Source organism: Roseibium sp. R5 (assembly GCF_055755305.1).
This window is the reverse complement of record NZ_CM146910.1, coordinates 417,080-441,956: the sequence shown is the minus strand read 5'-3', so window position 1 is coordinate 441,956 and position 24,877 is coordinate 417,080. Positions and strand designations below refer to the sequence as shown.

The following is a 24,877-nucleotide window of genomic DNA, read 5'->3' as shown; positions in this document are numbered from 1 at the left end:
GGCCTCCTATACACCAATTAGATGACAAAGCTTTTAGAGGACTTCATGTTTCCGAAGCCAAGACCTGCCCTTACACCGAACACCTATGAATATGAAACGTTGCCGCTTGTGAAGCCAACGGGCTTCCGCGAGTACGACGCGCGTTGGCTGTTCGAAAAAGAAATCAACCTGATGGGAATGCAGGCGCTCGGTATGGGCATCGGCACGCTCATTCATGAGCGCGGCGTGCGGCCCGATATCGTCGTTGGGCATGATTTCCGCGGCTACTCCGCATCGATCAAGATGGCTGTGATAAACGGACTTCTGGCAGCGGGCGTAAACGTTCACGACATCGGTTTGGCTTTGTCGCCAATGGCCTATTTCGCGCAGTTTGCACTCGATGTTCCGGCCGTTGCAATGATCACGGCGTCCCACAACGACAATGGCTGGACCGGTGTAAAAATGGGTATCGACCGCCCGCTCACCTTCGGTCCAGACGAGATGGGACGGCTGAAGGAAATCGTTTTGGATGCGGCCTTCGATTTGAAAGGTGGCGGAAGTTATCGCTTCGTCGACGGCTTTGCAGATGTTTACTTCAAAGAGCTGACTGATCGCGCAAAACTGAACAAACCGATCAAGGTGGTCGCAGCTTGCGGCAATGGGACAGCGGGTGCCTTTGCGCCAAAAATCCTCGAAGCGCTCGGCGCGGAGGTCATTCCGCTTGATGCCGAGCTCGACCACACGTTCCCACGCTACAATCCGAACCCGGAAGATATGAAAATGCTTCATGCTCTCCGGGACAAGGTTCTGGAAGTTGGCGCGGATGTCGGTCTCGGGTTTGACGGAGACGGAGACCGTTGCGGCGTTGTTGACAATGAAGGCGAAGAGATTTTCGCCGACAAAGTCGGTGTCATGCTGGCCCGCGATATCTCGGCATTGCACCCGAACAGCCAGTTCGTTGTCGACGTGAAGTCCACTGGTCTGTTCAACACAGATCCCGTGCTTCAGGCCAACGGTGCCAAGACCGACTATTTCAAGACTGGTCACTCCTACATCAAGCGCCGGGTGACCGAGCTGGACGCAATCGTCGGCTTTGAGAAGTCGGGACACTATTTCTTCAACAAGCCCATCGGCCGCGGCTATGATGATGGCCTGGTGTCCGCAATCGCCATTCTCGACATGCTCGATCGTAACCCGGACAAGTCCATGGCAGACCTGCGCAGAGATTTGCCCAAAACCTGGGGCTCGCCGACCATGTCACCGAAATGTGCTGACGAAGTAAAATACGATGTCGTTGACCGGGTTGTCGCCCGGTTCAAGGAAATGCATGGCGCTGGCGAGAAAATTGCCGGGCAATCCATTGCCGATCTGATCACCGTCAACGGTATCCGCGTTGTCAGCGAAGACGGCACCTGGGGCCTCGTTCGGGCCTCCTCGAACAAGCCGGAGCTTGTCGTCGTGGTCGAAAGTCCGGCTTCGGAAGCGCGGCTGCATGAAATGTTCAAGGCTGTTGACGCCGTGCTACGCGAAAATCCCGAGGTTGGCGAGTACAATCAGACGCTCTAAAGTCTTGACGTAGTTTGAGAAAGGCGGCGAAATCCTCGCCGCCTTTTTTGTTTTTCTCCAGGAGTTTTCTTAATGATCCAGGAATTCGGTGTTCTTCCGGATGGCACTCCCGTTGGGGAGATCACCTTGAAGAAGGGCGAGCTTGAAGCATCGGTACTGACCTTCGGCGCTATCATCCGGGATCTGAAATTCGCAGGTCAATCAGTCGTCTTGGGTTTCGACAATTTGCAGGACTATCTGGATCACTCACCGTATTTCGGCGCAATCGTCGGCCGGTGTGCGAACCGGATTGCAAATGGCAAGTTAGAGATCGACGGGCGTGCGTATCAGTTGGATCAGAATGAAAATGGCCATCATCTCCATGGAGGGACTCAAGGGTTCTCGCGACGAAACTGGCAGATTGAGCAAAGCGACAAAGCGAGTGTGTTGCTCAAACTCGTGTCAGAGGACGGCGATATGGGCTATCCGGGACGCGTTGAGGTGCTGGTCCGGTACACCCTGACGGGCGCAGGTGCGGTGCGTGTGAAGATGTCAGCAACGACTGACCAGACCACTCCGGTCAATCTGGCGCAACACAGTTATTTCAATCTCGACGGCAGCGATACGATCCTGGATCACCAACTTGAGATCGCCGCAGAAACTTATGTCCCCGGGAATGATCACCTGATTCCAATTGGGGAGATCCGCAGCGTTGCATGGACACCTTATGATTTTCAGGATGGCCGGCGGCTGCGTAGAAGGTCTGGTGAAGAGTCAGTGATCTATGATCACAATTTCTGCCTGTCAAATGCGCCAAGAGATGCTGTCACGTTTGCTGCAGCACTGGAAGACAAAAGCGGTGACCGACGGATGGAAGTCTGGACGACCGAACCCGGGCTACAGCTCTACGACGGCGGAAAAATCGATGTTCCTGTGCCTGGGCTCGCCGGGAAAAACTACGGTGCTCATGCAGGCTTGTGCCTGGAAGCACAACGTTGGCCAGATAGCGTCAATCAGAAGACGTTCACGGATGTGTTGCTGAGACCCGGTGCCAGCTATAACCAGGTAACGGAATTCCGTTTCTCTTAAGATCGTTTAGAGTATTCTTCGACAAAGTGATTTCACCGGGACGGGGGCCAAATTGTGAAGACGGTTTTTTCAGCGACCCAGCTAGCCCACGCACCGGCGCAGGAAATTTCAGACGGTAAGCTCCAGCCCGCTGTCGAAATTCCGAGCAGGGCGGAAATCGTCTTGTCGACGGTGAAAGACCGCAAGGTCGGCGACGTCATCTCTCCATTGGAGTTTCCGATCCGACCGCTTCACCGGGTGCACTCTGAGGAATATGTATCCTTTCTTGAGCGGTTTTGGTCGCTATGGACAGCCAGTGGCCGTGATGCGGAAGCCTTTCCCTTCGTCTGGCCAATCAGAAGCCTTCGGCAAGACACAAAGGTTGAACACATCGACGGGCTGCTGGGGCGCTACTCCATGGATGCCGGCACACCGCTTGGTGAGCATACCTACAGGGCCGCACGCGCCTCAGCAGATACCGCGTTGACGGCTGCCAAACTCGTGCTCGACGGGGAAAAGTCTGTTTTCGCACTTTGCCGCCCCCCGGGACACCACGCCGGGCACGATTTTTTCGGCGGGTATTGTTTCTTCAACAATGCCGCAGTCGCTGCGCAATACCTTCGGGATTATGGTCTTCACCGCGTCGCTATACTGGATGTCGACTATCACCACGGAAACGGCACGCAAGCGCTGTTTTATGATCGGCCAGATGTTCTTTTCCTGTCTCTTCATGCCGATCCGAAGGATGAATATCCTTATTTTCTAGGCTATGCGGATGAAACCGGTGAGCATGCCGGAACCGGTTTTACCCGCAACTGGCCATTGCCCCTTGGAACAGACTGGGAAGCATATTCGCCGGCGCTCGACGAGGCGTGCCGCTGGCTTCTCGTTTACAAGCCGGAGGCAATGATTGTTTCTCTCGGATTGGATTGCTTCGAGCGGGATCCGATCTCCGGTTTCAAGTTCAAATCCGAAGACTTTGTGAGGTTGGGGCAACGTCTTGCGCGCGTTGGCGTGCCGACCATCTTTATTCTGGAAGGCGGCTACGCCGTCGATGCGCTTGGGACCAACTGCGTGAATGTCCTTGAGGGTTTCTCCGGTTAGCCGTGCGGCTCAGGTTCATCGCGTGATCAAGTTGAGCGCAGCCAGCTCACGCTCTAAACCCGCTGCGTTTTCAAAATGATGCGCAGTCATTCCCAATTGCCGTGCGGTTTCAACATTCGGGAGTGAGTCATCAATGAAGAGGCAGCGTTCGGGGGTGAGATCATTACGATCAATTAGGATCTGGTAGATCCGCACATCCGGCTTAAGCATGCGCTCTTCCGCTGAGACCACAATGTCCAGAAAGCTGGTTTTCAGGAATGGAAACCTGTCTTGCGCTTCGACGAATTTCTCCGAAGAGAAGTTTGTGATCGCATAAAGCGGTGTTTTGTTCGATTTAAGTTCGGATAGAAGAACCTCTGTTCCCGGGACCGGTCCAGGAACCATTTCATTCCAACGGTCTGCGTAGGCCCGTATCAACGCCGTCTTTTCGGGAAACTCCCTTGATAAAACCTCTACGGCTTCCGTCCAGGTCCGCCCAAGGTCTTGTTGAACATTCCAGTCAGGAGTGCAGACTGTCGTCAGAAACTCATGCCGTACGTCATCGTTCGGTATAAGTTTGCGATAGAGATTTTCCGGATTCCATTCGATCAGGACATTTCCTATATCGAAGACGACGTTGGTAATCGTGTTGGCCATGAGAACCTTTTAGGCAATGATTGGTCTGAGAACTGTTCTGCAGTTTCTTCGGACAGCATTAGGGTAGATATGTGACGGACATAAAACGATTTTTTTTGTTTGTCGGGTTATGCTTGGTGCTTGTTGTGCCAACGTCGGCTGTTGCGAATCCGGATCTCCCGGATCGTGTCCGGTTGGGCGCTGTTGTCGCAACGGAACAAACAGCACGAGAGCGTATTGAACCCTTTCGCAGGGCACTCGAAGAGATCACCGATTTACCTGTCGACCTGTTCTTGATGCCGACTATGGCCGATGGCATCGAGGCTCTTGCAGCTGGGCGCATTGACTACATTCGTCTCTCACCCTCCGGGTATGCCGCATCTTTTGAGCTTTGCGAATGTGTAGAGCCATTAGCGACCGCCGGCCCGGATGATTTCCCGGCGCGCTTTTACGCCATCATGATCGCCAAGCGGGATGGTGAAACGGTTACGCTGGAGAGTCTGAAGGATATGCGGCTCGGTGTCGGTGCAAAGCATGCAGTCACAGGATACCGGGTGCCGTTGGTCAACCTGGCGGCAGACGGCATAAACGCCCGGGAGTATTTCCAAACGCTTGTTGAAGTCAGGGACCCGGTCGAGGGCATTCGGGCCGTGTTGGATGGCCGTGTTCACGCAACGCTCGGATGGTCCTCGCTGGCCGGGGAGGCGAAGAACGGCTTCACTGCCGGTACGCTGAACGAATATTACGTTTCGGGCGGGAGCCAGTTTGAAGATCTGGACATCGTGTGGCGGTCAGCGCCCATTCCATATTCGGCGCATACTGTCCGCACCGATTTACCTGATGTCTTGAAGCGGGCCATCAGAGCCGGGCTCATGGATTTGCGGCGGGAAGATCCCGCAGCCTACCTCGCAATCGAACCGGATCTCCCGGGCGGCTTTGAACCGGTTGTTCATTCCGACTACCGGCCGGTGCTGCGCACCTTCGAGAAACCTTATGCGAAGGTCATCCAGACCGACGCCAATTGACAACGCCAATAGGCGTGAGGATGCCGACCTGAACCGGCCCAGTTGTCCAAAGGGACTGTGATGAGATCAGGCCGGTACAGGACTAGCCGTAAGGAGAGCTTCCGTGTGCCGACGGATCATTTCTTCCTCGTTCGTTGGTATGACCAGCACAGCGACTTTGGAACTTTGTGTGGAAATGGCTCCATCGCCGGCATTGTTCAGCGCAGGATCGACTTGAATGCCGAGCCACTCTTGATCTGTGCAGACGCGCTCGCGAATGAGCGCGGAGTTTTCGCCAATGCCACCGGTAAAGACAAGTGTGTCGACACCACTGAGAACAGCCGCCATCGCACCAAGTTCACGGCGCACCCGGAAGACATAGTATTCGATCGCTTCCGCGGCCCTGGGATCGTCACTCTGGCTGAGTGCGCGCATGTCCTGGCTGATGCCAGACAGACCTTTCAGGCCGGACTTCTTGTAAAGAAGATCAGAAATCTCGTCTGGGCTCATGCCGTTTGTTGTCATGAGATAGAGAATGACACCCGGGTCTAACTGACCGCATCTGGTACCCATCGGCAAGCCATCCAAAGCGGTGAACCCCATCGTCGATCCGATGCTCTGGCCTGCCCGGATGGCGCACATGGATGCACCGTTACCGAGATGTGCGACAATGACTTTTCCCTTGTATGCGTCTTGGGCGTTTTGCTTCAGGTATTCGCAGATGTATTCGTAAGACAGCCCATGGAAACCGTATCGGCGAACCCCCTCGTCATAGAAGGAGCGGGGAAGAGCGAAGGTGTCGTTGACCCATGGGTGTTTCCGGTGAAATGCTGTATCGAAACAGGCCACCTGCTCTGCCTCTGGAAAAGCTGCCTGAGCTGCTGCTATGCCAGCAAGATTGTGCGGTTGATGAAGAGGCGCGAGAGGTTCCAGCACCTTCAACTCTTGCAAGACAGCATCTGTTATCCGGACCGGAAGATCGTGTTTGGTTCCGCCATGGACGACGCGATGTCCGACGGCCGCGACAGGTCGTTCTCCAAGCTCTTCATTCAAGATCGGAAGCAGTGCCGCCAGGGCCGCTCCGTGAGAGCTGCCGTCAGTGGTGTCTAACGCCCGGTCAATCTGGCGCCCGGAAAGCGGGGCCTCGAGGTTTACGTGCGGTTCCGCACCAAGCCCTGAAATTTGTCCGATGACCTGTGCTGTCGGCCCGTCATAGAGTGAGAATTTGATCGAAGACGACCCGGAATTCAGAACCAGAATGACCGGGGCCATGATCAGTCTTCCTCCCGGTCAAAGATCCCGGCAGGTGCAGAATTCTCTTTCCAATGGGTGAAAAGAAGCGCCAGCGCACAAGAGGCCAAACGTGCGCGCCCATCGTCAGCCCGGCTGGTCAACATGACCGGTACTTTGGCACCGATTACCAAGCCAGCTGCTTCTGCATGGGCGATAAATGTCAATTCTTTGGCGAGCATGTTGCCGGATTCAAGATTGGGCACAATCAGGACTTCCGCATGGCCTGCCACAAGCGACGTGATCCCTTTGGTCCGCGCAGCCTGCACATCGATTGCATTGTCCATGGCAAGGGGGCCGTCAACGATGCCTCCCTTGATTTGACCCCGCTCCGCCATTTTCGACAACACCGCTGCATCTAGACTGGACGGAATGGCCGGATTGACCGTTTCAATGGCTGAGAGAATGCCGACACGTGGAGACTGGAGACCCAGTGAAAGGGCCGCATCAATGGCATTTTGCGTGATGTCGACTTTGGTGTTCAGGTCCGGCGAGATGTTGATAGCCGCATCCGAAATCAGAACCGGTGTTTTTCGTCCTGGAATGTCCATCACAAAGACGTGGCTGATCCGGCGTTTTGTTCGAAGGCCACCATCTTTTTTCACCACATGATGAAGAAGGTGATCTGTGTGAAGATGCCCCTTCATGATGGCTTTGACCCTGCCTTCGTGCACCATCTGTACGGCTCGTCCGGCAGCTTCCGACTCGTCTTCTATGTCGACAAATTCGTATCCGTCGAGGGTCTCATTCAACTCGTCTGCCGCTTGGGTGACCCGATCCTTGGCGCCGATTAGGATTGGCTCAATCAGTCCTTCCCGGGCGGCCATAAGAGCGCCTTCAAGGGAATTTGGATCATCCGGGGCAACCACGGCTGTTGGCAAAGCGGGAAGGGTTTTTGCCAGCTCGATCATCCGGTTGAAATGCCGGTGCCGTTGAACAAGCAGTGCCGGGATATCGCTTGAATCAAACTCGATCGTTTCCGTCGGCGCGATGACCTCAGCTTCCCCCTCAACAAGGCTTTGACCGGTCTCATTCAAGACAGCCATGTCGAACATGATAATGTTGTTCGGCCTTTTTTCCGTAACGGTCACGCGGACCGTCAGTTTGTCACCAACCGCAGCGCGCCCCAAGAACCGGAATGACTGGGCTTTGTACATGGTGCCGGGGCCGGGGAGGATATTGCCAAGCACAGCGGAGGCTAGACCGCCGATCCACATGGCCGGCGCGACAGGTTTGTCGATGTGTCCGTCGCCGGTCCAATCCGTGTCAGGCAAGTGGATCGGATTCCGGTTTCCGGATGCGTGGGCGAACACCAGAAGATCATTGGAGGAGCATTCACGGACGATTTCCGCAGTGTCTCCGACGTTGATTTGATCGTAGGTTTTGTTCGTCGCCATCGGCTGGGTTACTCCTGCTCATCAGACTGCTGCGCCGCAGCAATTAGCAGGACCCTACCAGCGCTTTACAACGTTATAAATACGGCAAATCCACAATTCGAAACATGATTTCGCTTCAACAGTCAGTGCACTGGATCGTGCCGACAAGCCGTGGCCGAAGGTAATATGTGTCACTCAGCGTGATGACAGAATCTCGGGAGTAATACTGCGTGAATATCCCTGCTAAGGGAGGCGTGTACCCAAGTGTCACTGCGCCGACTACTATTGAGGTGTTGGGAGAAACAAGTGTGGCGGGAAGTGTGATGGGAGGTTCGTCGCCTGCGGACCAATCACTTGCCGGCCCGCCAACACCAGCTTTCCTTTGATAGCTCCAATCCACTTCGGGGACTCCATTTGCCTGAAAGGTGACACCTGCGATGACAAAGGTAAGATCGTCAGAAGGATATGGCTTGAGAATAGTCTCGCCGAGCTGCAAATAGGCATTAAGTTCGCTTCTAGTGACAGTCTGAGCCTGAGCCACCAAATCCGTTACGGCATTTGCCATCCGGCTAACTTTGCGATCCACATTCAGCGCGTCAGTAAGTTCCACCATCCCGATCATTAAAACCAGCATGAATGGGAGGATCATTGCAAACTCGATTCCCGCAACGCCTTGCTCGTTCCGTCGAAATAGCCTGACGGACCTCTTAATACCCCTGATTAAGGAGGCGCGGAGATAAGAGTGCTTAGGACCATGGTTCATTTCGGAAAACCATCGTTGACGACAAGTGGCGCTCGTTGCCGTGATCTAGTGCCGAAAGGTTTAGAAATGACGTGAACATGGGCCACTTATAGATGACATTCACAGCAACAATCTCGCTTTTTTGAGACTGCGTATAGGCGTTGTCATCCTTCAAGTTGCCATCCTCATCATAAAGCGAATCAATAGAGTTTACGTTCACAAAATCATTTGCAACGCTCACGTTGACGCGGATGCGATCTGCGTTGCAAAGAAACGTTGGCAAGGATGCACAGACTTGATCCCTGAAGTTCGCAGTTGAAAAATTGGCTTGGGATGCTTGGCCGGTTCTGATCATGCGGGAGGCCTCAATCACCGCATTGTCCACCATGCGATTGACAATAAATGCCAGTCCAAGCTCCAGTATGGCAAACACAACCGTGAAGAACGGCAAAGCAACCAACGCGAACTCAATTGCCGTCGCGCCCTCTTTGTTCCGGGCAAGCTTGCGTGCACAGGCACGCAGTGCAAGGCGGCGAAGGCCTTCGAAATTGCGTTTATGGCTTCCGTTCAGCATCAACGATTACTCTTTAGCCTCATCTGTTGCCGGCGGCTTGCTCTGCCAGTTCGTTTCTGGAGGTAGCCTGGGTAGCTGTGTTCTGGAACGTTTCTTCCGCATCTCCCAAACGCAAAGTTGGTTCGCAGATTGGGCTGCAAGAAAATGTCGCTCGCGCGGAGTTCCTATACACCGAGACTATGCCCTGCTCAGATGCTCGCACTTGAACGACTTCATCGACAATCGGTTTATTGTCTTGATCCAATATGACAAGATTGGTCGTTCCATAACTCTTGCCGGTGATAACTACAGTGTTCTGATCGACCATTGCGACATCGGCAATGAAGGGGTTGCCGACAATGACCGCGGCAGCTCCATCTTCAACTTGAAAAATTTTAGCTCGATCTACAGTCACCAAGACTGGTCCATCATCCGCAATTGCTGTGCTGGCAAAAGTGGCCGTCAGGAAACCTATAATAAGTCTGACCAGGTGAATTCGCATCTCACTTATCCCTAAACGCGCTAAGATCACAGCATTTTATCGAGATTATCGTGAATGTTCTGCTAACAGACCTGCGAAAGAAGTATGAAAAAATACCGTTGCTAGAGAGTTGAAAATTCGAATCGATAATAAGGCGTTGGTAATTATGGAGGGAGCGAAGGTTGTTGACACAGTACAATTTTATTAATTTTGACGGTCACTTAATGAGTGTAGCTATAAATGCCAAGTGCCGAACAAGGTGTGTCGACTCTAAAGACAAGCGTTTGATGAAAAAATACATTTATAATTAACTATAGGCACTTTTGGCGGTTATTTTTCAAGTTGTCGCTGCAAATTTAACTGATTGGAAATTTCTCTGACCTAGGGTCGCATTACACCGAGCGGGCGTTATGAAGATCTGCCGGATTGAAGCTGTCAATAAAGTGGTACTTGGAGCAGAGAAATGAAAACTCTTTTTTCACGGTTCGCGAAAGACGAATCTGGCGCAACTGCAATTGAATACGGCCTCATCGCAGGACTGCTTTCGGTCGCAATTATTGGTATTTTGGTCACCATGGGTGACAGTCTTACAAGCGTCTTTAGTCAGATCGATGATGCTCTGAAAACCGGTGCAGGCTAATCGGTCACTAGGACTTCTGATAAACGGGCGGTTCTCCGCCCGTTTTGGTTTCTGGCTACTGAGCGAACTACAGTGTCCTGTTTTGGCATCATGTCAGATCCGGTGAATATGAAATGATTGAAGCGGTAGTTCTTGTTCTTTTTCCCATGCTGGTAGCCTTCGCTGGCGCATCCGATCTTTTAACCATGAAAATCGGAAACCGGGTCTCAATCCTGTTAATCATTGGTTTTATCGTTTTGGCAGCGGTCAATGGCATGCCCGTAAATGAGTGGGGTGTGCACGGGCTTGGATTGGTGGTGGTTTTCGTACCATGTTTCGCTTTTTTCGCAGCTGGCTGGATGGGCGGTGGCGACGTAAAGCTCTTGAGCTCGATTGGCCTGTGGTTTGGTTTCGGGCCAAATCTTATTGATTTTTTGTTTCTGGTCGCCTTGCTTGGTTGTATCCTCACACTCTCACTTATTGTGATCCGAGGTTCCCTAGTTGTTTTGCCTGCCCCCCTTAGAGGTCAGGATTGGGCGCTTCGTTTACATGATGTTAAAAGCGGGATCCCTTATGGAATCGCAATTTCCGCTGCTGCACTTGTTGTCTATCCAAGGTCTAATTGGTTCTCGATGATTGCCGGCTGAGCTATCGGTAAGTCGGTGTAGCGGCACCAAAGCCAACAAGTACTTCGTTACTCCATAGCTCTGTTTCTCCTACTTGGTTCGAAAATTTCAAAAATATAGTACTTTTTAAGTAACCTTAACGCTTGTTAACCAAAAATATCTACATCCGGTTAACCATGTTTTGACCAATTGCGATCAACCTAACCGTAACGGTGCAATTGCGCCTTCGGAATCTTGGTGGTTGGTCATGAAATTCGCACGTATATTGGTCTTGGCTATTGCGGTGGCTGCCGGCGTATTGGCGTTCCGCATGGTAATGATGTCGGGTGGCTCTTCAGATCAAGCGGCCAATGCCCCCGTTCCTGTAGAACAAGCAAAAGATCAGGTTCTAACTGCGGCGAACGACATTTTGCTTGGTGCCAAGCTCACTGCAGATGACATGGTTTGGACGGATTGGCCTGAAGAAGCAGTGCCGATCGGTGCGGTGACGAAACAAGGCAACCCGGCTGCCAGTGAAGAGCTGTTGGGCCAAATTGCTAAAACTCCGATTTTCAAAGGCGAACCCATCCGACCGGAGCGACTAATCAGCACGGACAAAGGGTTCATGTCGGCAATCCTGCCCAAAGGCAAGCGGGCGATTGCAGTCTCAGTTGAGGCAGAAACAACAGCTGGCGGGTTCATTCTGCCCGGTGACAAGGTTGACCTGATCTTGACGCGCCGGACAGACGACACCGCTGTCAGCGAAACAATCTTGGAAAACATCCGGGTGCTAGCGATCGACACCACAACGGCGGGCGAACAGGATCAAAAAAACCTGTCACCTCAACGAACCGCTACGTTGGAACTGACACTAGGCCAATCAGAAATCGTTGCCCAGTCACAACAAGTGGGGACGATTGCGCTTGCACTGCGAAGTGCACAGGACTCGGCCGACGATGCTGAGCCAACGGAAACCCGACGTGGCGTCAATCTCGTCAAATACGGCATTACCAGCCAGGCAGGCGTGAAATGATAAAGAACACTCAACATAACGGCCAATTCGACAAGCAAAGCATTCGCCGGTCCGGTTTGAGGTTCTGCGCTCTTGCTGCAGTTTTGGGAATTGTATCTTTTATGGCACCGGCTTCATGGTCTCAGGAAGCCTTTCCGAGCCAGATCCATGTTGCTGCTGGTGAAAGGGCGACTGATAGAATCTTGAATGTCGGCATTGGGCGATCTGTCGTCATCAACTTGGCAGAGGATGCCGCAGACGTTCTGGTTTCAAATCCGCAAATTGCCGATGCAGTCTTGAGAACACCTCGGCGAATCTTTGTGTTGGGCAACACGGCCGGCCAGTCCCGTCTTGTACTGTTTGGCCGGAGTGGGCGTGAGCTGGCTAGTTTTGACATTCGCGTCGAGAAAGACACTTCAGATATTACACGCATAATTCGGCGATTGATCCCTGGAACCAGCGTCCAGGCTGAATCTATCAATGGAAAAGTTGTCTTAAGCGGGACAGCAAAAAGTACCCTGGAAGCGCAGCAGGCCGCTGATATTGCCGCCAAATTCCAAGGCGATGAGACTGGGTCCTCCATTGTGAATCTGATTGCTGTCTCTGGTTCGGACCAGGTCCATTTGAAAGTGACTGTCGCGGAAGTTGAGCGGTCGATTATCAAACAGCTGGGCGTGAGTTTCCAAGCGAACCTCGGCGCTGGCAATTTCTTCCCGTTCGGAAGCAATTTCCCTAATTTCAACGTGAATCCATCGATCGTCAATCAGGCAACTGGCGGTGTGACATTTTCAAGTGGCACATCCTCGTTGACCGCCCAAGTGGAAGCTCTGCAACGCGACGGTGTGATCCGCACATTGGCAGAACCGACACTAACCGCAACTTCCGGCGAAAATGCCAGTTTTCTCGCGGGTGGCGAGTTTCCCATTCCGATCGCTCAGGAAGACAACCAAATATCGGTGGAATTTAAGAAGTTCGGTGTCGGTCTCGATTTTACACCCATTGTGCTGACGGGCGGCCGCATAAGTCTGCGTGTCAAAACCGAAGTGAGCGAACTTTCAAATGAAGGCGCGGTGTCTGCTGGCGGGATCACGATTTCCGCACTCAAAGTCCGTAGAGCAGAATCGACAATGGAACTTCCGTCTGGCGGGACCCTTGTTATGGCGGGTCTTCTAGAGGAGTCTTATCAGCAAGCTGTCGAAGGCGTGCCTGGACTGATGCAAATCCCTGTGCTGGGTGCGTTGTTCAAAAGCCGGGATTTTCTGAAACAACAAACAGAACTTGCCGTCTTTGTAACGCCTTACGTTGTTAAGCCGGTGGCAGCACAAAAGATGGTGCGGCCCGACAAAAACCTATTTGCTCCATCGGATGCTGAGGCGATTTTTCTGAACCGGCTAAACAAGATCTTTAATCCGGCAGGTGAGCAGGCCCAAGGCACATACCACGGCCAAGTTGGTTTCATCTACAAATGAGGACGGTCGGATGAATATGACCCTAGATCCCAGGTATAAACTGACTGTCTCCAAGGGAGCGTTCCTCGTGGCAGCATTGATGCTGTCCGGCTGTCAGACCGAACCGAAGTCCAATGCTGAGTTGCTTGCGACCCACGATTACCGGTACCAGCATCCGATCGTAATTTCCGAGGCACCGGAAACCCTTGACTTACCGGTTGGCAAGAACACGAGGAATCTACGGAGCCCTGTAACAGATACCATCACGTCTTTCGCGATGGATTCGCGCCGACACGGGAGCGGTAGTGTGGAGATCCTTGTGCCGACCGGGGCTGCAAATGAGAGTGCGGTTCATGCGGTTGTGCGCGATGTTCGGGGAGCTCTGAGCCGGGGCGGTGTCAACGGGAAGCACGTGACAACGCGCACATACCGCTCCACTGACTCGTCTGCCGATGCGCCAATCCGTCTCTCATATGCGCGCATGAAGGCGACGACCGGAGAGTGCGGAGTCTGGCCGAAAAACATCGGCGGTGGTATCGGCGAAAACACAAACTACTACAACTACGGCTGTGCTACGCAGGCAAACTTAGCGGCAATGGTCGAGAACCCGTCAGACCTCATCACTCCGCGCGCAATGACACCGTCGGAGCAGAACCGGCGGGCGGTAGTGATCGAAAAGTATAGATTGGGCGAAACAACTGCCAGCACCTTCACAGAAGGCGTCGGCGCAGAAGTTTCGGAGTAACGGCATGATGACAACCAGCTCTGAGCCAACGCGCGTTTCTGGTGATGCGGAAACGTACCTAAATCAGGACAGTCATGGGTACACAGCTTCTGCTGACACATCGGACATCGCAATGATCCCGCGGATAACAATTCATGCATTTTGCCTGGAAGACCGCACGATGCATGTTGTCGAGGCTGCGACCGAAGACCGGCGGATGCTAAAGGCGCATATGAAGGCAGAAATGGGGGGGATACCAGCTGCCATTGAGATGTTCGAAAAGGCCCCCACGCCTAATTTGATCATTGTTGAAACGTCTGGCGCTCGCGAAGATTTGCTCCAGAGTCTTGATCAGCTCGCCGAGTACTGCGACGCTGGAACAAAAGTCATCGTGATTGGGGACGTGAATGACGTCACCCTTTATAGGGAGCTCATCGCTCGTGGTGTGAGCGAGTACCTGATTACGCCAGTATCTATCTTTCAGCTTATTGGTTCCGTCAGCAGTCTTTATAACGATCCTGAAGCAGAGCCTTTGGGACGAACGGTTGCATTCTACGGTGTGAAGGGTGGGTGTGGTTCCTCGACTATCGCCCATAATGGCGCTTGGTGTCTGGCAAGGAAGTTCGATAGTGAAGTCGTGATTGCCGACTTGGATCTGCCATTCGGGACGGCCGGCCTTGATTACAATCAAGATCCATTGCAAGGGGTCTTCGAAGCGATCTCTGCGCCTGAAAGACTAGATGAAACATATCTGGACCGGATACTTTCTAAATGCAGTGATCATTTGAGTCTGCTTGCAGCACCAGCAACGCTGGAGCGGACATATGATCACGGTGAAAAGACGTTTGAGCTTCTCATAGACACGATGCGATTGGGAACACCGCACGTGGTTCTTGATGTACCGCATGCTTGGAATTCTTGGATCAGAAACACGCTGCTGAATGCGGATGAAATCGTGCTGGTGGCCGAACCGGATCTTGCAAATCTTCGGAATGCGAAGAACGCGGTCGATCTCCTTAAACAGATACGGCCGAATGACAAACTGCCGCATTTGGTCATGAATAAAGTGAACGTTCCAAAGCGGCCGGAAATCAAGCCAGACGAATTTGCAAACGCCTTGGGTCTTAGTGTGGATGCAGCCATCCCGTTCGATCCTCATTTGTTTGGCACTTCTGCGAACAACGGCCAGATGATTGGAGAACTCGACAGCAAGCATGCGATTGCGGGAATGTTCCAGGATTTGGCACAAACAATTTCAGGAAAAGTGCAACCCGCTAAGACGTCGAAGTCGCCCTTGGGCGGATTGTTTTCCAAACTAAAACGAAGAGCAGGCTAAAGGCCAAGGCAACGGAGCGGCAGGTTCACTATGTTTGGTAGACGTGGCAGTTCATCTTCTGGAGCGCCCGAAATTCGGCCTGGAAACGTGCCGGAAATGCCGGAGACTCCGGCCACGGCACCGGCTGTGCCAATGCCAGAAGCGCCCGTACAACAAGCTCCTGCTCCTTCACCTGCTCCACGTGCGCCTGCTTCCCCAACCGTTGCCGTAAGCGCACCAGCGGAGCCAACTGCGGCATCGCCGAGCAGAAAAAAGACCGGTGAATACTACGAGACGAAAGCGCAAATCTTCAACGCGCTTGTTGAAGCAATCGACCTGTCTCAGCTCGCGCGACTGGATGCAGAAGATGCTCGGGACGAAATCCGGGATGTTGTGAATGACATTATCGCGTTGAAAAACGTTGTAATGTCGATTTCCGAGCAGGAAGACTTGCTTGAAGACATCTGTAACGATGTTCTTGGGTATGGCCCGCTGGAGCCTTTGTTGGCGCGCGACGACATTGCCGACATAATGGTCAATGGGGCGCACACGGTTTACATCGAAACCCAGGGCAAGGTTGAGCCAACCAGCATCGCATTTCGCGACAACGCGCAGCTCATGAACATATGCCAACGGATCGTGAGCCAGGTGGGCCGACGTGTAGATGATGCCAGTCCAATCTGTGATGCACGCCTTCCCGATGGATCCCGCGTAAACGTTATTGCCCCCCCACTGTCTCTTGATGGTCCTGCACTCACAATTCGTAAGTTCAAACGCGACAAGCTGACGCTCGATCAACTGGTGAAGTTCAATTCAATAACGCCAGAAGGTGCAACCATACTGCAGGTTATCGGCCGCTCTCGGTGTAACGTACTGATCTCCGGAGGTACGGGGTCCGGTAAGACCACACTCTTGAACTGTTTGACGGCTTACATCGAGAACACGGAACGCATTATCACTTGCGAAGACTCCGCTGAGCTTCAATTGCAGCAGCCGCATGTTGTACGTCTCGAAACAAGACCTCCCAACCTTGAGGGGGAGGGTGAGATCACGATGCGTGACCTTGTAAAAAACTGCCTGCGTATGCGCCCTGAACGTATTATCGTGGGCGAGGTACGTGGACCGGAAGCCTTCGATTTGTTGCAGGCAATGAACACGGGCCACGACGGGTCAATGGGCACGTTGCACGCCAACTCTCCGCGCGAAGCCTTGTCTCGTCTGGAATCCATGATCACCATGGGGGGCTTTTCCTTGCCCTCTCGAACCTTGCGGGAAATGATCGTATCGTCGATCGACGTGGTCGTTCAGGCTGCACGCCTAAGGGACGGTTCTCGCCGTATCACGCATGTGACTGAAGTGATGGGGATGGAAGGGGACATCATTACCACCCAGGACATCTTCCTTTACGACATTGTCGGAGAAGACCCGAACGGGATGATCATCGGGCGGCATCGGTCAACCGGTATCGGTCGTCCCAAGTTTTGGGATCGAGCACGTTATTTCGGAGAAGAATCCCGCTTGGCAGAAGCGCTTGATGCGTCGGAAATGCCCGAGTACATCGCGGAATAGGAAGAAACATGCCTGTATTCGAGCAATTCATGACACCTGCCATCACCGGAGCCGCGGTTGCGCTGCTGGTCATGTTCAGCGTCGGCGGCATCATCTACGGGCTATTTCTTCCTTCGTTATCTGGGACAAAAAAACGCGACGCTCGGATGAGCGCCGTCTCGGCACGGCCTCAGTCAGAGACGCAGCGCAAAACCATGCGAGATACCAATCGTAGAAAAAAATCGATTCAAGATCAGTTAAAGGATTTTGAAGAGCGCCAGAAAGCTAAACACGAAAAACAGAAAAACATTCCTCTTAAAGTAAAAATAGAGCAGGCCGGTTTGGAATGGGAGATGCGGCACCTTGTTCTTTTTAGTGTTGTAAGTGCAGTTGTTTTCTTCGTAATTTCTTTGATTGCGAGTGGCAATTTGTTGATCGCAGCCGCTTTCACATTTGTAGGTGGAATCGGTTTTCCGCGTTGGTACATCGGAAACAAGCGGCAACGTCGTTTCAATGCGTTTCTGAATGAATTGCCCAATGGGATCGATATCATCGTCCGCGGTGTCAAGGCAGGTCTTCCACTAAGCGATTGCGTCAAGGTTGTTGCGAAGGAAGCCCGTGAACCCGTCGCGACCGAGTTTCGAAAGGTGACGGAAACTCAAGTCATGGGAGTTTCGCTTGCCGAAGCTCTGTCGAGAATGCCTGATCGTGTTCCGTTGCCGGAGACAAATTTTCTGGCGATTGTTGTGAGCATCCAACAAAAAGCCGGTGGTGGTCTAGCAGAAGCCCTGGGAAACCTCTCAAGGGTTTTGCGCCAGCGGAAGGCCATGAAGGCCAAGATCAAGGCATTGAGCTCTGAGGCAAAGTCGTCTGCGGCGATTATTGGGGCCCTTCCTTTCGTGGTCGGAGGGATCCTCTTTTTCATCGCGCCAGATTACATGATGATCCTTTTCACAGTGACAACGGGCAAGATTATTGTTGCCGGGTGTCTGTTCTGGATGTTCTGCGGAATAATGGTCATGCGGTCCATGATCAATTTTGACTTCTAACGGGGGCAAGACATGGACCTTGAATCGATCGCATCGGCACAATTCCTTGCAGCGGTTTTGGCTATGATTGCCGTAACAGGAACTATTTTCTCCCTTGTTATGCCGTTGTTGTCGCGAGACACGTTAAAGGCACGCATGAAAAACGTTGCCTTGGAGCGTGATAAGCTCCGAGCAAAAGAGCGGGCTCGGTTGCAAACCTCCCAAGGGGATGCACGAATGTCATTGAGGAATCAGCCGAAGGCGAAGATGAAGAACTTCGTTGATCGGCTGAACCTCAAAGAAATGCTCGCGGATGACAGTACGCAGGACCGGTTGCGCATGGCCGGCTATCGGGGTAGCGCTCCGATGTATTATTTTCTTACTGCGCGAATTGCGCTTCCCGGCGGACTGTTTGTTTTTGCTTTGACGTATGCGTTTCTTCTAGCGCCGAACACGATTCCTGCTTTTTCTAAAGTATTGTTTTGTATTGTATTTTCCGGTTTCGGAGCGTTTTTGCCGAACATATACTTGAAGAACCAGATTGATAAACGGAAGCTTGGAATCCAGCGTGCTTGGCCAGATGCGCTTGATCTGATGCTAATTTGCGTTGAATCCGGCATGTCGATTGAAGCTGCTTTTCAGAAGGTTGCTGAGGAAATCGGCGCGCAATCCGTGGAATTGGCAGAGGAACTGTCTCTCACCACAGCTGAACTATCGTACTTAAGTGAACGCCGGATGGCTTATGAGAATTTGGCCAAACGCACCGGAGTAGATGGTGTCAAGAACGTGATGATGGCACTTATCCAGGCGGAACGGTATGGTACTCCGGTAGGGACTGCTATCCGCAACATGGCCGATGATACGCGCGCGGAACGGATGCAGTTTGCCGAGCAAAAAGCAGCGTCGCTTCCGCCAAAGCTGACGGTTCCGATGATCATGTTCTTTCTGCCGGTACTCTTCTTCGTGATTCTCACGCCGGCAGTCATTCAGGCGATGGGCGCATTCTGATATGACGTGCTGGTTGTGTAAATTCTGAGAACCGAAGACGCTTTGGCAAATTGAAGTGAGGTCGTGCAAGGCGAAGAAGTGAGCGCCGCAGCTTGCAGAAGTTATTCTAATTCAGAAAATAAAGTTATGGCTGCGTACTAATTTGCCTGAACAAAAGCATAGTCTGGCTCACGTTTGGCAGACTATGGCAGCCAATAAGAAAACTGCACCCGATTGAGTGTTTTCCAGTCTAGCCCTGACGTTGCTGCATCATGGATCTGAGATAGGCGATGTTGGCTTCCGCCTGGCGAGGGTCCAATTCTGCACGCGCCACCTGAATGGCCTCATCATATTTGCCCTGGATACCGAGGACAAGCGCCAGGTTTTGACGCACGCGGCTATCTGCACCGGGCAGGGTCGCGGCACGGCGCAGGGTGTACTCGGCATCGGGAAGTTCATTCGACAGCAAATAAGACAGGCCGAGATTGTTTAAGAGACTTGGATCGTCCGGAGCAATCTGCAGGGCTTGCTTGTAGATGCTTCGCGCTTTTTTGTGCTCGCCCATCTGATCGTAGATCGCAGCTTTTGCGGACATCAGTTTCCAGTCCGGGGTATCGGGACGTTGCGCGCCTTTCAGAACGTTCATCGCCTCATCGAAGCGACCGTTCATTGCAAGCACTTTCCCATAGGCGGACGCGATTTCACGGTCCTTCGGATGTGCGATGACGCCAGCACGCAGCACGGCCATGGCTTGCGGTGTCTGACCATTGCGACTCAGAGCATCAGAATACCCGAGAATGGCCATCCGGTTGGTCCGGTCCTTCTCATAAGCGCTGCCCCATTTCGAAACGGCGGCCCGCGCTTGGGCCGAACCCGGATTGGAGTAATGCGTTCCGGATGCCGGGGAATGGGTTCCAGTATTGGATTTGTTCGATGCACAGCCTGTGACCAGCACAAGAGCCGTCATGGCCATGAGCGTCTTTGTCAGGCGGGAGCGCTTTGTTGCCGAGTGTGTCGAGGGCGCTTGCATTGTCAAAATCCTAGCTGTCCGCAGCATGTAAGTCCTCTACAGCAATAGATAATTAACCCTAATGGATGGTTAAGCTCAGCTGCAGAATGCGAAACAGCCTTTTTCCTCATCGCGCTTGCTTCTGAATTTCTCGCAGACTAGGTCTTGAAGCACTTGCCCAGTCGTTGAATGGAGAGCCCTCGTGCGTGAAACGCTGATCCGTCAAAGTGATGCCCAATCTTCAGTGCCGATTGTCGCGGTTGACGCGGAAAGTCTGGAAACAGTCCTCACCGGGTTGGGAGAAACCGCGAAAGTCTGGTGCCAAGCAAATGGCTTTTCAGCGAAACCTTCCTCCTTCCAGCTTGTGCCGGGCTTGAGCGGAGACCTCCAGGCGGTTCTATTCGGCGTCGATAGCGGAGGAAACGCTGATCCGTTCAGTCTTGGAAGCTTGGCAAATGCGCTTTCAAGCGGTGATTACCATTTGGCAGATGGTTTTCCGGGTGCAGCGGAGGCGTCACTGGCGTTTGCTCTCTCAAGTTACAAATTTGACCGATACAGCGCGTCTTCAAACAAAAAGGTTGTCCGGCTTTGTGTTCCGTCAGATGTGGACCTCGATAGGCTCTCTGCCGTTCTCGATGGGGTTCAGCTGGCCAGAGATCTGATCAACACGCCGGCCAATGACTTGGGGCCGGAGGAATTGGCAAGTGCTGTTGAGGCGTTGTTTGTCGAAAACGGTGGCTCTGGCCAGATCACCGCCGGGGGTGATCTTCTAAGGCATGGTTTCCCGATGGTACATGCCGTTGGCCGTGCGAGTTCTAGAGCGCCCCGCATCGCGGACTATTCATGGGGCGCCGAAGACGCTCCGAGAGTCACGCTCGTGGGCAAAGGTGTGATCTTCGACACCGGCGGTCTAAACCTGAAGCCCGGCAACTCCATGACGCTTATGAAAAAGGATATGGGTGGAGCGGCAAATGTTCTCGGGCTGGCCTCTATGATCATGGCCGCAAAGCTGCCTGTTCGGTTGCGGGTCATTGTGCCGTGCGTTGAAAACGCGGTTTCAGGCAATGCGTTTCGGCCGGGAGATATCCTGAACAGCCGCAAAGGACTAACAGTCGAAATTGGAAACACGGATGCGGAAGGCCGCCTGATCTTGGCCGATGCATTGGCATTGGCCGATGAAGAAAGCCCGGAAGTTTTGATCGACATGGCGACACTCACTGGTGCGGCACGAGTCGCTTTGGGTCCGGATCTGCCGCCGTTTTACACCGATGATGAAGCCTTGGCGGAAGATATCGCCGTGATGTCAGAAGCGGCTACTGATCCCTTGTGGCGATTGCCGCTCTGGAAGCCATACATGAAATACCTCGACAGCAAAGTGGCCGACATCAATCACATCAATACATCCGGCACCGGTTATGCCGGTTCCATAACTGCCGCTTTATTCCTCTCCCGGTTTGTCGAGAAGGCAGAAAGCTGGGTGCATTTCGATATCTTCGGTTGGACACCTGCCGAAAAGCCGGGAAAACCGATGGGCGGAGAAGCGCAGGGAATCCGGGCTTTGTTCGACCTGCTCAGTGAGCGCTACACCAAAACAAAATAACGGAACCGAAACGTATTCATGCTTGAATGATCCCGAATAGGAATTGGGAACGGATCATCAATGGGCATTGAAATACGCGGCGCACAGGCGTTGCGGCTCATGCACGAGGTCAATTTGGCGTTGGTGCGCGGCAGCGATCAGGATCTGTCCGCACGGCAATTGACGATTCTTTTGACGGTTTACCTCGAGCCGCCGCCCCACACTGTGCGTGGCTTAGCGGCAAAGTTGAACGTCACCAAACCAGCCATCACCCGGGCTCTCGACACTCTTGGCTCCATGCGGTTGCTGTCGCGAAAAAGGGATGAGGCCGACAAACGCAATGTGATCATCACACGCACGGTTGAAGGTGCGCTCTATTTGGAGCAGCTTGGAGACCTCGTTGTCGAAAAGGCCGCCGAGCTTCCTCGATAGTCAACTCAACCCTCCATCTACTCCAGCCTAGGCGGATTGCTTTCTATGAAGACCAACTTCGATCGACGGCGTCATCCGGTGCGCTTGGATCTGGCAGCTAAATCGTATGAAGGGCAGGTAACCGCAGACCGGTTCGTCGAGGGTGAGGAATACCGGGTGAACGCTGACCGTTTGGAGTTTAGGCCGCAACCTCGGCCAGACGTTTCAATTGATACCGAAGCGTTGTTCGGTGAGAATATTACCGTTTACGAACAAACCCCTGAGGGCTGGGCCTGGGGTCAGTTGGAAACCGATGGCTATGTGGGCTGGTTTTCCTCTGACGCCATTCAGAAGGCCGGAAAGCCAACGCACCGCGTGAAAGCGCTGAGGACATTTCGGTATCCAGCGCCAGAGCTCAAGATGCCGCCGCTGGGCCTGCTTTCAGTCGGGTCTTTGGTGAGTGTTGTAAGTGAAGCAGAAACGCGAGGCTTGCAATACGCTCTCTTGGCAGATGGCTCTGCCATTGTCGCAAAGCACCTGGTTCCCTTGGATCACACCGAGGGCGATTGGGTTACAAGTGCCGAAGCACTCCTCGGAACTCCTTATTTGTGGGGCGGGCGCTCCAGTTTGGGGCTGGATTGTTCTGCGCTCGTTCAACTGGCGGCGCAAACGGGCGGCATGCTGCTTCCGCGGGACAGTGATATGCAGGAAACAGAAGCCGGGACCGAAATACCTTTCGATGACTTATCGTCACTTGTCCGTGGCGATCTTTTATTTTGGAAGGGGCATGTCGGGATCATCACAGCTCCAAACCAGCTGCTTCATGCCAACGGCCACACGATGACCGTGGCCTATGAGGATCTTGAAAAGGCTGTTGCTAGGATAGCGGCGACGGAATGGGGCGCGATAACGAAAGCGCGGCGCCTGGGCTGAGATAGGATGCGGCTCGCTGTCCTATAGCGAGCAGCCCTACCGGTCGGGAGCTAAGGCCAGCTGAGGCGCATCATCACCTTGTGTATCAGCGCTCGAAGAGACTTCCCCAAGCTCCAGGTCCTCGATCCTTCGGCTGCGTTTGCCGATCTTTTCTGACGAGATGAGGATCTGGTCGATGTCCTTGTTGGCCTGGGCAAAGTGTGACTGCAGCTTACCAACGCGGTCGTTCAAGCGGCCGACATCTGCAATTAGGTGGCCAACTTCGGCTTGAATGAGATGCGCTTGTTCACGCATTTTCGCATCGCGCAACACGGCCTGAATCACTTGGATCGACAGCATCAAGAGCGACGGAGAAACGATCACCACGCGGGTGCGGTGAGCTTTCTGGATCAAGTCTTCAAACCGCTCATTAAGCTCTGCGAACACGCTTTCGGAAGGTACAAAAAGGAATGCTGTGTCCTGGGTTTCTCCGGGCAGCAGATACTTGTCGCCGATGTCCTGAATATGCTTTGTGAAGTCCCGCCGGAACTGTGCTTGCGCGTACTTGAGCTGTTCGTCCGTTTCGGCATTCCGAATGAGATTGAACGCCTCTAGCGGGAACTTTGCGTCGATGGCGAGCGGAGGCGCGCCGTTTGGCATGTGAATGAGACAATCAGGCCTGCTGTTGTTGGAAAGCGTGGATTGGAAGGAGTAGCCGCTCGGCGCCAACTGATCCTGGATGATCGCTTCCATGCGTCCTTGCCCGAATGCCCCCCGCGTCTGTTTGTTGGACAGGATCGCCTGCAGCTGCCCGACCTGTCCGGAAAGGTCGGTAATGGTCGCTTGTGCCCGGTCGATCACTGCAAGCCGCTCATGCAGATGGCGCAGCCCGTCCTGGGTGCGCTTGCTCGTATCTGCCATGGAGAGCCCGAGCTTGTGTCCCATCCCGTCGAGGCGCTCATTGACAGCGCGCATCATGTCCGACTGACGGGAGCCGAATACCTCGGCCATGGTCTGCATCCGGCCGGTCATCTCGCCTTGAGATTTCAGCAACTGCGAGAGGTGGCTTTCCAGCTCGTGAATGCGTTCCGTAGCGGCTGTATCGGCTTCAGCGCGCAGACGGATCTCTCGCATGGTTTTCATGACCAGCCAGACAATCAGAGCAAGCAGAAACAGTCCGCCTCCAACGGCCGTTTCCAAAACTGTGACCGGTCGTCCGCTCAATTCAAAAAGGATCTCGTTCATGAAACAAACATAGAACGATTCGGTGGAAAGAACATCCGACAAGAGGGAAAGCAAAGCTGAACAAGCAGGCACACTTGGCGGAATTACGCGTTGACCGGGATGCCGCGATTTCCTATGTCAGGCGCATGACAAAACGCCCGATTATCACCATTCCTGACCCGGTACTCCGCGAAGTATGCGCGCCAATTGGAAAGGTCGACGCTGAAACCATCGCTTTGGCCGATGATATGCTGGAAACCATGTATGACGCCCCCGGTATTGGCCTTGCTGCCAGCCAGGTCGGCATCTTGAAACGGATATTCGTTCTTGATGTTGCCAAGGAGGATGCACCAAAGGACCCGATGGTTTTCATCAACCCGGAAATCATCTGGTCCAGTGATGAACTTTCAGTCTATCAGGAAGGGTGTTTGTCGATCCCGGACTATTACGAAGACGTCGAGCGTCCGGCTGAAGTTGCCGTCAAGTTTATGGACCGGGAAGGTGCAGAGCAGGAGATCAAGGCTGACGGATTGCTGGCAACGTGTATCCAGCACGAGCTCGACCACCTGAACGGCAAGCTGTTCATCGATTATCTGTCCAAACTGAAACGCGATCGGGTGGTCAAGAAGTTTACGAAACAGGCCAAACTGGCCGGCCAACTCTAAGCAACGCCGCAAGGCACTCAATCCTCCAGCTTCT

The 24,877-nt window shown here is 53.3% G+C and carries 25 protein-coding genes; 17 read left to right on the top strand and 8 right to left on the bottom strand.

The window, feature by feature from the left end:
• Positions 1-45 precede the first annotated feature (45 nt).
• The 3 genes from AC0J4F_RS02075 (at position 46) to AC0J4F_RS02065 (ending at position 3,696) form a co-directional block, all read left to right on the top strand.
• Entirely contained in the window at positions 46-1,545 is a 1,500-nt protein-coding gene (locus AC0J4F_RS02075) for a phosphomannomutase/phosphoglucomutase (RefSeq protein WP_133948812.1), read from the top strand.
• A gap of 72 nt (positions 1,546-1,617) precedes the next feature.
• On the top strand, positions 1,618-2,613 hold the full coding sequence (locus AC0J4F_RS02070; RefSeq protein WP_473025279.1) for an aldose epimerase family protein: 996 nt from the start codon (positions 1,618-1,620) through the stop codon (positions 2,611-2,613).
• Between the two features lie 54 nt (positions 2,614-2,667).
• On the top strand, positions 2,668-3,696 hold the full coding sequence (locus AC0J4F_RS02065) for a histone deacetylase family protein (protein ID WP_133948808.1): 1,029 nt from the start codon (positions 2,668-2,670) through the stop codon (positions 3,694-3,696).
• A gap of 15 nt (positions 3,697-3,711) precedes the next feature.
• On the opposite strand, the gene AC0J4F_RS02060 is transcribed toward AC0J4F_RS02065, so the two are convergent.
• Complete coding sequence (locus AC0J4F_RS02060; protein ID WP_473025278.1) at positions 3,712-4,332, bottom strand: HAD family hydrolase; 621 nt, start codon at positions 4,330-4,332, stop codon at positions 3,712-3,714.
• 125 nt (positions 4,333-4,457) lie between these two features.
• Here AC0J4F_RS02060 and AC0J4F_RS02055 point away from each other — a divergent pair, with 125 nt between their 5' ends.
• On the top strand, positions 4,458-5,336 hold the full coding sequence (locus AC0J4F_RS02055) for a PhnD/SsuA/transferrin family substrate-binding protein (RefSeq protein ID WP_209002329.1): 879 nt from the start codon (positions 4,458-4,460) through the stop codon (positions 5,334-5,336).
• A gap of 66 nt (positions 5,337-5,402) precedes the next feature.
• On the opposite strand, the gene AC0J4F_RS02050 is transcribed toward AC0J4F_RS02055, so the two are convergent.
• The 5 genes from AC0J4F_RS02050 to AC0J4F_RS02030 form a co-directional block, all read right to left on the bottom strand.
• Complete coding sequence (locus AC0J4F_RS02050) at positions 5,403-6,587, bottom strand: acetate/propionate family kinase (protein ID WP_473025276.1); 1,185 nt, start codon at positions 6,585-6,587, stop codon at positions 5,403-5,405.
• A gap of 2 nt (positions 6,588-6,589) precedes the next feature.
• Entirely contained in the window at positions 6,590-8,002 is a 1,413-nt protein-coding gene (locus AC0J4F_RS02045; protein ID WP_133948800.1) for a bifunctional enoyl-CoA hydratase/phosphate acetyltransferase, read from the bottom strand.
• A gap of 115 nt (positions 8,003-8,117) precedes the next feature.
• The gene (locus AC0J4F_RS02040) at positions 8,118-8,642 is read right to left on the bottom strand and encodes a TadE/TadG family type IV pilus assembly protein (RefSeq protein ID WP_473026394.1); all 525 of its coding nucleotides are present in this window, start codon (positions 8,640-8,642) and stop codon (positions 8,118-8,120) included.
• Between the two features lie 85 nt (positions 8,643-8,727).
• The gene (locus AC0J4F_RS02035; RefSeq protein WP_473025275.1) at positions 8,728-9,297 is read right to left on the bottom strand and encodes a TadE/TadG family type IV pilus assembly protein; all 570 of its coding nucleotides are present in this window, start codon (positions 9,295-9,297) and stop codon (positions 8,728-8,730) included.
• A 19-nt stretch (positions 9,298-9,316) separates the two neighbouring features.
• Positions 9,317-9,778, bottom strand: coding sequence for a pilus assembly protein N-terminal domain-containing protein (locus AC0J4F_RS02030; protein ID WP_473025274.1), 462 nt, complete (start codon positions 9,776-9,778; stop codon positions 9,317-9,319).
• A gap of 442 nt (positions 9,779-10,220) precedes the next feature.
• Between AC0J4F_RS02030 and AC0J4F_RS02025 the strand changes: the two genes are divergently transcribed.
• The 9 genes from AC0J4F_RS02025 (at position 10,221) to AC0J4F_RS01985 (ending at position 19,064) form a co-directional block, all read left to right on the top strand.
• Positions 10,221-10,397, top strand: a complete 177-nt coding sequence (locus tag AC0J4F_RS02025; RefSeq protein ID WP_133948794.1) for a Flp family type IVb pilin — start codon at positions 10,221-10,223, stop codon at positions 10,395-10,397.
• A 113-nt stretch (positions 10,398-10,510) separates the two neighbouring features.
• Complete coding sequence (locus AC0J4F_RS02020) at positions 10,511-11,023, top strand: prepilin peptidase (RefSeq protein ID WP_133948792.1); 513 nt, start codon at positions 10,511-10,513, stop codon at positions 11,021-11,023.
• Between the two features lie 226 nt (positions 11,024-11,249).
• Positions 11,250-12,014, top strand: a complete 765-nt coding sequence (gene cpaB, locus AC0J4F_RS02015; RefSeq protein WP_133948790.1) for a Flp pilus assembly protein CpaB — start codon at positions 11,250-11,252, stop codon at positions 12,012-12,014.
• 101 nt (positions 12,015-12,115) lie between these two features.
• Positions 12,116-13,462, top strand: a complete 1,347-nt coding sequence (locus AC0J4F_RS02010) for a type II and III secretion system protein family protein (protein WP_209002327.1) — start codon at positions 12,116-12,118, stop codon at positions 13,460-13,462.
• Between the two features lie 10 nt (positions 13,463-13,472).
• On the top strand, positions 13,473-14,186 hold the full coding sequence (locus AC0J4F_RS02005; protein ID WP_133948786.1) for a CpaD family pilus assembly protein: 714 nt from the start codon (positions 13,473-13,475) through the stop codon (positions 14,184-14,186).
• A gap of 112 nt (positions 14,187-14,298) precedes the next feature.
• Positions 14,299-15,501 carry a CpaE/TadZ family protein gene (locus AC0J4F_RS02000; protein WP_473025273.1) on the top strand — a complete coding sequence of 401 codons (1,203 nt, stop codon included), beginning with the start codon at positions 14,299-14,301 and terminating at the stop codon, positions 15,499-15,501.
• A gap of 30 nt (positions 15,502-15,531) precedes the next feature.
• Positions 15,532-17,049, top strand: coding sequence for a CpaF family protein (locus AC0J4F_RS01995; RefSeq protein WP_473025272.1), 1,518 nt, complete (start codon positions 15,532-15,534; stop codon positions 17,047-17,049).
• 8 nt (positions 17,050-17,057) lie between these two features.
• Complete coding sequence (locus AC0J4F_RS01990) at positions 17,058-18,077, top strand: type II secretion system F family protein (RefSeq protein WP_473025271.1); 1,020 nt, start codon at positions 17,058-17,060, stop codon at positions 18,075-18,077.
• 12 nt (positions 18,078-18,089) lie between these two features.
• Positions 18,090-19,064 (top strand): type II secretion system F family protein, encoded by a 975-nt coding sequence (locus AC0J4F_RS01985; RefSeq protein ID WP_473025270.1) that lies wholly within the window; start codon positions 18,090-18,092, stop codon positions 19,062-19,064.
• A 229-nt stretch (positions 19,065-19,293) separates the two neighbouring features.
• Here the strand turns inward: AC0J4F_RS01985 and AC0J4F_RS01980 are convergent, their stop codons facing one another.
• The gene (locus tag AC0J4F_RS01980) at positions 19,294-20,073 is read right to left on the bottom strand and encodes a tetratricopeptide repeat protein (RefSeq protein WP_209179184.1); all 780 of its coding nucleotides are present in this window, start codon (positions 20,071-20,073) and stop codon (positions 19,294-19,296) included.
• A 181-nt stretch (positions 20,074-20,254) separates the two neighbouring features.
• Between AC0J4F_RS01980 and AC0J4F_RS01975 the strand changes: the two genes are divergently transcribed.
• From AC0J4F_RS01975 to AC0J4F_RS01965, 3 genes are read left to right on the top strand one after another with little or no spacing between them, the layout of a single operon-like run.
• Positions 20,255-21,652 carry a leucyl aminopeptidase family protein gene (locus AC0J4F_RS01975; RefSeq protein ID WP_473025269.1) on the top strand — a complete coding sequence of 466 codons (1,398 nt, stop codon included), beginning with the start codon at positions 20,255-20,257 and terminating at the stop codon, positions 21,650-21,652.
• A 60-nt stretch (positions 21,653-21,712) separates the two neighbouring features.
• Complete coding sequence (locus AC0J4F_RS01970; protein ID WP_008190665.1) at positions 21,713-22,063, top strand: MarR family transcriptional regulator; 351 nt, start codon at positions 21,713-21,715, stop codon at positions 22,061-22,063.
• Between the two features lie 45 nt (positions 22,064-22,108).
• On the top strand, positions 22,109-22,975 hold the full coding sequence (locus AC0J4F_RS01965; protein ID WP_473025268.1) for a C40 family peptidase: 867 nt from the start codon (positions 22,109-22,111) through the stop codon (positions 22,973-22,975).
• 36 nt (positions 22,976-23,011) lie between these two features.
• On the opposite strand, the gene AC0J4F_RS01960 is transcribed toward AC0J4F_RS01965, so the two are convergent.
• Positions 23,012-24,199: a DNA recombination protein RmuC gene (locus tag AC0J4F_RS01960; RefSeq protein ID WP_473025267.1), complete on the bottom strand. Its 1,188-nt coding sequence runs from the start codon at positions 24,197-24,199 to the stop codon at positions 23,012-23,014.
• Positions 24,200-24,324: 125 nt separating this feature from the next.
• On the opposite strand from AC0J4F_RS01960, the gene def reads away from it, so the two are divergent.
• Complete coding sequence (def, locus tag AC0J4F_RS01955) at positions 24,325-24,843, top strand: peptide deformylase (RefSeq protein WP_133949687.1); 519 nt, start codon at positions 24,325-24,327, stop codon at positions 24,841-24,843.
• Positions 24,844-24,877 lie beyond the last annotated feature (34 nt).